The sequence below is a fragment of the Arthrobacter sp. GCM10027362 genome (genome assembly GCF_042679445.1).
Lineage (GTDB): Bacteria > Actinomycetota > Actinomycetes > Actinomycetales > Micrococcaceae > Crystallibacter.
Window position 1 is genome coordinate 1 of record NZ_JBHTML010000176.1, and the last position, 7894, is coordinate 7894.

A 7894-nucleotide genomic window follows, 5' to 3' on the forward strand; every position below is an offset into this window, starting at 1 on the left:
CGGCCCCAGCTGCGCCGCGGCGCAGCTGGGGCCGCGCCGTCACCCGGCACCCGTGGCTGGCCCTGCTCGCCGGCGTCGTGCTGCTGGGCACCATGGCCCTGCCCGCCGCCGAACTGCGGCTGGGCCTGCCCGACGGCAGCTCCGAACCGGCGGATTCCACCGCCTACCGGGCCTACACCCAGCTGGGCGAGAGCTTCGGCGAGGGCATCAACGGCCCGCTGGTCGTGGTCGCGGACCTGTCCGCGGGCTTGGACGGCACCGCCCGGGATGAGCTGCTGCTGCAGCTCTCCGAAAAACTGCGCGCCATCGAGCACGTCACCGCCGCGATCCCGGTGGACACCAGCGGGGACGGCCGCACGGCGGTGCTGCAGGTGGTGCCGGAGGGCGGCCCGGCCGCGGAGAGCACCGAGGACCTGGTGCACACCCTGCGGGCCGAGGCCGGCGCCCTGCAGGCAGCCACCGGTATCGAGGGCGTGGCGGTCACCGGGCAGCCGGCCATGCAGATCGATGTTTCGGACCGGCTCGCCGAGGCCATGCCGGTGTACCTGGCCATCGTGATCGGGCTGTCCCTGGTGCTGCTGCTGCTGGTCTTCCGCTCGGTCCTGGTGCCGCTGCTGGCCACCGCCGGCTTCCTGCTCTCGCTGGGGGCCAGCTTCGGCGCCGTGGTGGCGATCTACCAGAGGGGCTGGCTGGGCAGCGTCTTCGAGGTGCACGATCCGGGCCCTATCCTCAGCTTCCTGCCGATGATCCTGATCGGGGTGCTGTTCGGCCTGGCCATGGACTACCAGATGTTCCTGGTCTCCGGCATGCGCGAGTCCTACGCGCACGGCGAGGAGGCCCGCGCCGCGGTGGTCAGCGGGTTCAACCACGGCGCCCGGGTGGTCACGGCGGCGGCGGTGATCATGGTCTCGGTGTTCGCCGGCTTCATCTTCTCGCACCTGACCATGGTCCGGCCCATCGGGTTCGCGCTGGCCCTGGGCGTACTGCTGGATGCGTTCGTGGTGCGCATGACGCTGATCCCGGCGGCCATGCACCTGTTCGGCCGGGCGGCCTGGTGGATGCCCAAGTGGCTGGACCGGGTCCTGCCGGACGTGGACGTCGAAGGTGCGAAACTGGAACCGCAGGCCGAAGAGCCCGAACCGGAGCCGGCCCTCCGGTAACGGGCGGGCGCACGGGCAGCGAAGGAGTACACATGCAGATCCGCGAAGCCACCGGGGCGGGCTGGCCGGGAATCCTGGCCATCATGGAGCCGGTCGTCCGGGCAGGGGAGACCTATACCTGGGACCGGGACAGCTCGAAGGAATCGCTGCGCGTAGGGCTTCACGTGATGTACCGCAAGCTCGACTGAGGCGGCCGGGCGGTCACGGACACTTCCGGGGACGGAGACGCAAATATACTGGGCCGGTGGATTCCGCTCCTTCTGCCGCCCCCGCTGCCGCCGTCCCCGCCGCCTCGGGCGACCCGGCCCAGTTCGTTGCCTGGCTGCGCGCCGTGGCCCCGTACATCCACGCCTTCCGCGGCAAGACCTTTGTGGTCGGTGTTCCCGGCGAGCTGATCGAAGCCGGCCGGCTTAATGCGCTGGTGCAGGACCTGAGCCTGCTGCACGCGATGGGCATGCGGATCATTGTGGTCCACGGCTCCCGCCCGCAGGTCAACGCGCAGATGCGCCTGCGCGGCCTGGAAACGCAGTATGCCGACGGCCGGCGGATCACCGACCCGGCCGCACTCGAATGCGCCAAGGAGGCCGCCGGCGAACTGCGCCTGGACATGGAAGCGGCCTTCTCGCAGGGCCTGCCGAACACGCCGATGGCCCACGCGGCCATCCGCGTGGTCTCGGGCAACTTCGTGGTGGCGCGCCCGGTCGGCATCGTCGGCGGCGTGGACTTCCAGCACACCGGCGTGGTGCGCAAGATCGACACCGGCACCATCGGCCTGGCGATCGACGCCGGCGCGGTCGTGCTGCTCTCGCCGTTGGGCTACTCGCCAACCGGGGAGGCCTTCAACCTGAGCATGGAGGACGTCGCCTCCAGCACCGCCGTCGCCCTCGGTGCGGACAAACTGGTGCTGCTGGCGGAGTCGGCAGGCATCCCGGGGGCCTCCGGCGAGGTCCTGAGCGAAATCTCCGAGGCCGCCGCCCAGGCGCTGCTCGCGGCGGGCGGGCTGCCGGAGGGGCTGGCCTTCCAGCTGCGCCATGCGCTGCGGGCGTGCGAAGGCGGTGTGCCCCGCGCCCACATCATTCCGCACGGGCTCGACGGCAGCGTCCTGCTGGAGCTGTTCCGGCACGAGGGCGTGGGCACGATGCTGGTCAAGGAGACACTGCAGGCCCTGCGCGAGGCGACCAACGACGACGTCGGCGGCATCCTGGCGCTGATCCGCCCGCTGGAGGAGGACGGCACGCTGGTGCGGCGCGACCGTTCGCTGATTGAGCGCGAGGTGGGAAACTTCACCGTCATCGAGCATGACGGGGTGATCTTTGGCTGTGCGGCGCTGTATCCGTTCCCGGAGGACGGGATCGGGGAAATGGCCTGCCTGGCAGTCAACCCGACGGCGCAGGGCAAGGGCGGCGGCGAAATGATCCTGCAGCGGATCGAGCAGCGCGCCCGCGCCGCCGGCCTGAAGCAGCTGTTCGTGCTGACCACCCGCACCATGCACTGGTTCCTCAAGCGCGGCTTCGTGGAGGGGTCGGTGGACCAGCTGCCGCGGGCACGGCAGAACCTGTACAACTGGCAGCGCCGCTCGCGCGTGCTGGTCAAGGATCTCTAGCCTGCTGTTGGTCGGGCAGGTCGCGCAGCGGGACCCGGTTGGTTCCCGGCTTTAGCCCTTCGTTCCCGGCTTTAGCCCTTCGTTCCCGCCTTTAGCCTTCAAGCAATGCCCTGACCTGCGGTGACGCCGCCGCCGTGTTTTAAACCCGGGAAGGAACACCGGCGTCCGCCGTGCTGTCAGGACCACTGGTAGCCGTGCGCCTGCTCATAGGCCTCGAGCAGGCGGATCGAGATGTGCGCGGAGGTGACGAGCGGATGGATCATGAAGGCGCGCAGCGCGGCATTGCGGTCTCCGTGGCTGCCCTTGATGACTTCCCGCTCCACCGCCTTCAGCTGGTTCATGTAGCCGGCTTCGTGCAGCCCCAGCGGCTTGGCCGGCAGCGCCCGCGCGCCGTCGCCGTCGATGGCGGCAGGGACCTCGACGACGGCGTCCGCCGGCAGTTGCGGGAAGGTGGCGCCGTTCCGCACATTCAGGATCAGCTCGGTGCGTTCCCCGGTCAGCAGCGCGCGCATGGCATCCAGGGCCACCTGCTCGTAGCCGCCGGAATCGTCCGCCTGCTGCCGGGCCGCCCCGTCCACCCCGGCCTCGGCCAGGTAGCCCTCCTCGCGGGTGCGCCGGGCGGCCTCCCAGTCGCGGAAGGGCTCGTCCGACGAACGCAGCTTCGCGTACAGCTCCCGCTGCTGATGATGGATGAACTCCCCGCGGGTCTGCGCCGCCCCGGCCATGGCCAGGGTCGCCTCCCGGCGGAAGTAGTAATAGAACAGGTACTCGTTGGGAATGGCGCCCAGGATCCGCAGCAGGTCGGTGCCAAAGATCCTCCCCTCCTCGAAGGAAGCCAGCCGGCCCGGATCAGCCAGCAGCCCGGGCAGCCGGTCCGCGCCCTCGTATTCCAGCCCGCGCAGCCAGCCCAGGTGGTTCAGCCCCACGTAGTCCACCCCGGCCAGCGACCCGGACGGCAGGGGGACCCCGGCGGCGCGTGCGGCGCGCCGGACCAGGCCGATGGGCGAGTCGCAGATGCCCAGCGCGCGGCTGCCGAGGATGGGCATGACCGCCTCGGTCACCATGCCCGCCGGATTCGTGAAGTTGATCAGCCAGGCCTGCGGGCACAGCTCGCGCATCCGCCGGGCGATTTTAAGCGCGGCGGGAATGGAGCGCAGCGCATACGCGATGCCGCCGGCGCCGGTGGTCTCCTGTCCCAGCAGGTTCAGCCGGGTTGCCACGCGCTCGTCCACGGTCCGCCCGGCCGTGCCACCCGGGCGGATGGCGGAAAAGACGACGTCGGCGCCGGAGAGGGCATCGTCCAGGCTCTGTGCGAAGGTCAGCTTCGGCGGTGCGGCCGAATCCGGCAGCGGCAGGTCCGCCAGCACCCGGGCAATCGCATCCAGGCGGCCCGGATCGCTGTCCTGGAGCATCAGTTCGTCCACCAGCCCGGCATCGGTTCCCGCCGACAGGACCCGGTAGACCAACGGCACGCGGAATCCTCCGCCGCCAAGTATGGAAAGTTTCACCATGCTGCCCCTCCTCAACATTCCGGCCCCAGCTTGTATTCTGCCAGCATGGGCCACTTCCTCAACCAGCCCCACCGTTTCGACCCGCTGGCGGCGCACCGGACCCCGGATTCGCCCGTCTTCGACCTGCTGCTGACCGGGCCGGTTTTCCTGGACATCATCTTTACCGGCCTCGACGCCATGCCGGCGCCGGGGGAGGAGCTGTGGAGCGAGGGCATGGGATCCTGTCCCGGCGGGGCGGCCAACCAGGCGGTCGCCGCCAGCCGGCTGGGCCTGCAGACCACCCTGGCCACGGCGTTCGGCGATGACGTCTACGGCGACTTCAACCTGCGGACCCTCGGCCTGCAGGAAGACATCGACCTGTCCCTGTCCCGGCGGTTCCCGGGCTGGCACTCACCGGTGTCCGTCTCCCTGTCCACCGCGCTGGACCGCTCCTTCATCACGCACGGACATCCGGCACCGCTGAGCGCATCCGAACTGATCGGCGATCCGCCGCCGTGCCGGGCGGCGGTCACCTCGCTGGGGCCGGAGCTGGAACCGTGGGCGCTGGCGGCCCGGGACAAGGGGGCCAAGCTGTTCGGCGACGTCGGCTGGGACCCCACCGGCCGCTGGTCCGCGGACACGCTGCGCAACCTGGAGAAGTTCCACGCCTTCACCCCCAACGACGCCGAAGCGGTCAAGTACACCCGCACCGAGGACCCCTGGGCGGCGCTGTATGCCCTGGCCGACCGGGTGCCGGTGGCGGTGGTCACCCTCGGGTCCCGCGGGGCCATTGCCATCGACTCGCTCACCGGCGAGGAAGACTGGGCACCGGCCCTGCCGGTGCAGGCCTACGACGCCACCGGCGCCGGGGACTGCTTCGGCGCCGCGTTCCTGCTGGGCACCCTGGCCGGCTGGCGGCTCTCGGACCGGCTGGCCTTCGCCAACCTGTGTGCGGCACTGTCGGTGCAGCAGTTCGGCGGCTCCCTGGCCGCGCCGGGCTGGGGCGACATCGCCGACTGGTGGGAGCGGATGAACACCTCCCGGGGCAGCGTGCGCGGGCAGTGGCTGCGCCGCTATGCCTTCCTGGAGGAACTGGTTGCGGACGTGCCCCGGCACGCGGTGCGGCGGGCGACGGCAACGGTCGCACGGCATTCCGACGCCGGCGGCGTTCCCGAGCCGGCCGCGCCAAGTGAAAGAATGGGCGGGTGAGTCCTACTGCCGCCACCGAAAAATTCGACCGCCAAGCCCTGATTAACCTGGACGCCATCCGCGGGAACGTCCGCCATTTCCGGAAGGTGGTCGAGCCGGCCCGGGTGATGGCCGTGGTCAAGGCCGACGCCTACGGCCACGGTGCGTTGCAGGTGGCCCGGGCCGCCCTGGAAGCAGGGGCCGTCTGGCTGGGCGTGGCCCACATTTCCGAGGCGCTGGCCCTGCGCGGCGCCGGCATTGATGCGCCGCTGCTGGCGTGGCTGCACACCCCGGACACCGACTTCTCCGCCGCCATCCGGGCCGGCGTGGACATCGGCGTCTCCGGCTGGGAACTCGAACATGTCGCCGCGGCGGCCCAGGAGCAGGAGCGTCCGGCGCGCATCCACCTGAAGATCGATACCGGGCTCGGCCGCAACGGCTGCCCGGAGGCCGAGTGGGAGGGCCTGATTGCCCGGGCCCAGGAATTCCAGGAAGGGGGGCTGCTGCGGGTGGTCGGGGTTTTCTCCCATCTGGCGGTGGCCGACGAGCCGCACCGGCCGGAAACGGACGAGCAGATTGACAGGTTCCGCGCCGCCGTCGCCGTCGCCGAGGACGCCGGGCTGGACCTGGAGGTGCGGCACCTGGCCAACACCCCCGGGGCGCTGACCCGGCCGGACGCGCACTTCGACATGGTGCGTATCGGGCTGGGACTGTACGGGCTGTCCCCGTTCGAGAACCAGCGCCCCGAAGACCTGAAGCTGACGCCGGCCATGACGCTGCGCACCAAGGTCGCCAACTGCAAGAAGGTCCCGGGCAACCAGGGCGTGTCCTACGGCCTGCACTACCGCACGGAGGAACCGACCACCCTGGTGCTCGTGCCGATGGGCTACGCGGACGGGGTGCCGCGCAATGCCAGCGGTGCCCAGGTGGCCATCGGCGGCCGGAAGCACGACGTCGTCGGGCGCATTGCCATGGACCAGTTCGTGGTGGACCTGAAGTCGGCCGAGGCAGCCTTCCCGCCAGGCGAAGAGGTGATCCTCTTCGGTCCGGGCGAGGACGTGCCCGACGCCGCAGACTGGGCCGCTGCCTCGGGCACCATCAACTATGAGATTGTCACGCGGGTCAGCGGTAGGGTTCCGCGGGCCTACCTCGGCCTGTCGGAGGAGCCGGCGGCGCCCGGCAGCCCGGCAACGGCAACACCGGTCCCGCACGAAGACGCCGCCCCGTCGGCGGCCGTGCCGTGAACGGGCCGGAGGGGCAGGCCCCGGTCTGGAGCGTGGAACTGACGGCCGGCAGCGCCGCCGGCACGCAGGCGCTTGCGGCCCGGGTCGGCGCCGCGCTGCAGGCCGGCGACCTGCTCGTGCTGGCGGGGGAACTCGGCGCCGGGAAAACCACTTTCACCCAGGGGCTCGGCGAGGGCTTGGGCGTGCGCCCGGGCATCATCTCGCCGACCTTCGTGCTGGTGCGCAGCCACCCCAGCCTGCGCGGCGGCCCGGACCTGGTCCACGTGGACGCCTACCGGCTCGGCTCGCCGGCGGAAATCGACGACATCGACCTGGAAAACAGCATGGACGCGGCAGTCACGGTGGTGGAGTGGGGCCGTGGCCGGGTGGAGCATCTGAGCGACAGCTGGCTGGACATCACCTTGGTGCGCGCTACCGGGGAAGCCGCCGGTGCGGCCGGGGCCGGCGACGCACAGCCCGTCATCGTCCCGGATTTCGACGCGGCCGAGGAGGACGAGCCGCGGCTCATCCGGATCACCGCCTACGGGCCGCGCTGGCAGGACCGGCCGCTGTTCTGAGCTGCTGTGCCAAACGGGCCGGGCCGCCCGCGAACGGGCCGGGCAGGGCAGCGCCGTCTGCGCGCGTAAAATGGTCGGGTGCTGATCCTCTCCATTGATACCTCCGCCATTGCCAGTGCGGCGCTGCTGACCGGCGAGGGGGAGACGGTAGGCGCCTTCGCCACCGAGGACACCCGTACCCATACCGAGGTCCTGGCCCCCGGCATCCGCGCCGTCATGGACGATGCAGGCATCGGCCCGGCGCAGCTCGACGCCCTGGTGGTCGGCGTCGGCCCGGGCCCCTTCACCGGCCTGCGGTCCGGGATTGCGACGGCGCGGGCCCTGGCTTTTGCCTGGCGCAAGCCGCTGCACGGGGTGATGAGCCTGGACGCCGTCGCCGCCGAAGCCGCGCCGGCCGTGCGCGAGGCCGGGCTGGCCGAATACATCGTGGCCACCGACGCCCGGCGCAGGGAAGTCTACTGGGCCCGCTACGGCACGGACGCCGGCACTGCAGGGGTTGTCGCCCTGCCCGAGCTGCTGGACGGTCCGCACGTCGGCCCGGCATCCGGGGTGCCGCCGCTGCCGGCCTACGGCCGCGGGGCAGGGCTCTACCCGGACCAGCTGGAGGCGGCTGCCGGTTTCGAGCATGTCCAGCCGACGGCCGAGGCGCTCG

At 71.3% G+C, this 7894-nt stretch carries 8 protein-coding genes; 7 read left to right on the plus strand and 1 reads right to left on the minus strand.

The window, feature by feature from the left end:
* From ACFQ36_RS18435 to argA, 3 genes are all read left to right on the plus strand, one after another.
* The coding region (locus tag ACFQ36_RS18435) for an MMPL family transporter (protein ID WP_377016262.1) at nt 1-1160 on the plus strand (1160 nt) is incomplete at its 5' end.
* Between the two features lie 32 nt (nt 1161-1192).
* Entirely contained in the window at nt 1193-1348 is a 156-nt protein-coding gene (locus tag ACFQ36_RS18440) for a hypothetical protein (protein WP_377016264.1), read from the plus strand.
* A gap of 56 nt (nt 1349-1404) precedes the next feature.
* Nucleotides 1405-2763 (plus strand): amino-acid N-acetyltransferase, encoded by a 1359-nt coding sequence (gene argA / locus ACFQ36_RS18445; protein WP_377016266.1) that lies wholly within the window; start codon nt 1405-1407, stop codon nt 2761-2763.
* A 176-nt stretch (nt 2764-2939) separates the two neighbouring features.
* Here argA and ACFQ36_RS18450 read toward each other — a convergent pair whose 3' ends face one another.
* The gene (locus ACFQ36_RS18450) at nt 2940-4274 is read right to left on the minus strand and encodes a 6-phospho-beta-glucosidase (protein ID WP_377016268.1); all 1335 of its coding nucleotides are present in this window, start codon (nt 4272-4274) and stop codon (nt 2940-2942) included.
* A gap of 45 nt (nt 4275-4319) precedes the next feature.
* Between ACFQ36_RS18450 and ACFQ36_RS18455 the strand changes: the two genes are divergently transcribed.
* From ACFQ36_RS18455 to tsaB, 4 genes are all read left to right on the plus strand, one after another.
* The gene (locus ACFQ36_RS18455; RefSeq protein WP_377016270.1) at nt 4320-5462 is read left to right on the plus strand and encodes a carbohydrate kinase family protein; all 1143 of its coding nucleotides are present in this window, start codon (nt 4320-4322) and stop codon (nt 5460-5462) included.
* Complete coding sequence (gene alr / locus ACFQ36_RS18460) at nt 5459-6685, plus strand: alanine racemase (protein ID WP_377016272.1); 1227 nt, start codon at nt 5459-5461, stop codon at nt 6683-6685. Before ACFQ36_RS18455 ends, alr begins: the two co-directional genes overlap by 4 nt.
* A complete protein-coding gene (tsaE, locus tag ACFQ36_RS18465) occupies nt 6682-7242 on the plus strand; it encodes a tRNA (adenosine(37)-N6)-threonylcarbamoyltransferase complex ATPase subunit type 1 TsaE (RefSeq protein WP_377016274.1) in 561 nt (186 codons plus the stop codon). The genes alr and tsaE overlap by 4 nt, the downstream gene beginning before the upstream one ends.
* 78 nt (nt 7243-7320) lie before the next feature.
* Nucleotides 7321-7894 (plus strand): tRNA (adenosine(37)-N6)-threonylcarbamoyltransferase complex dimerization subunit type 1 TsaB (tsaB, locus tag ACFQ36_RS18470; RefSeq protein WP_377016276.1); only part of this gene is annotated, 574 nt, incomplete at its 3' end.

What these genes read in the sequence shown, in the direction of transcription:
- ACFQ36_RS18450 (WP_377016268.1), bottom strand. Translation starts at nt 4,274, where the DNA reads ATGGTGAAACTTTCCATACTTGGCGGCGGAGGATTCCGCGTGCCGTTG.
- ACFQ36_RS18440 (WP_377016264.1), top strand. Translation starts at nt 1,193, where the DNA reads ATGCAGATCCGCGAAGCCACCGGGGCGGGCTGGCCGGGAATCCTGGCC.
- ACFQ36_RS18455 (WP_377016270.1), top strand. Translation starts at nt 4,320, where the DNA reads ATGGGCCACTTCCTCAACCAGCCCCACCGTTTCGACCCGCTGGCGGCG.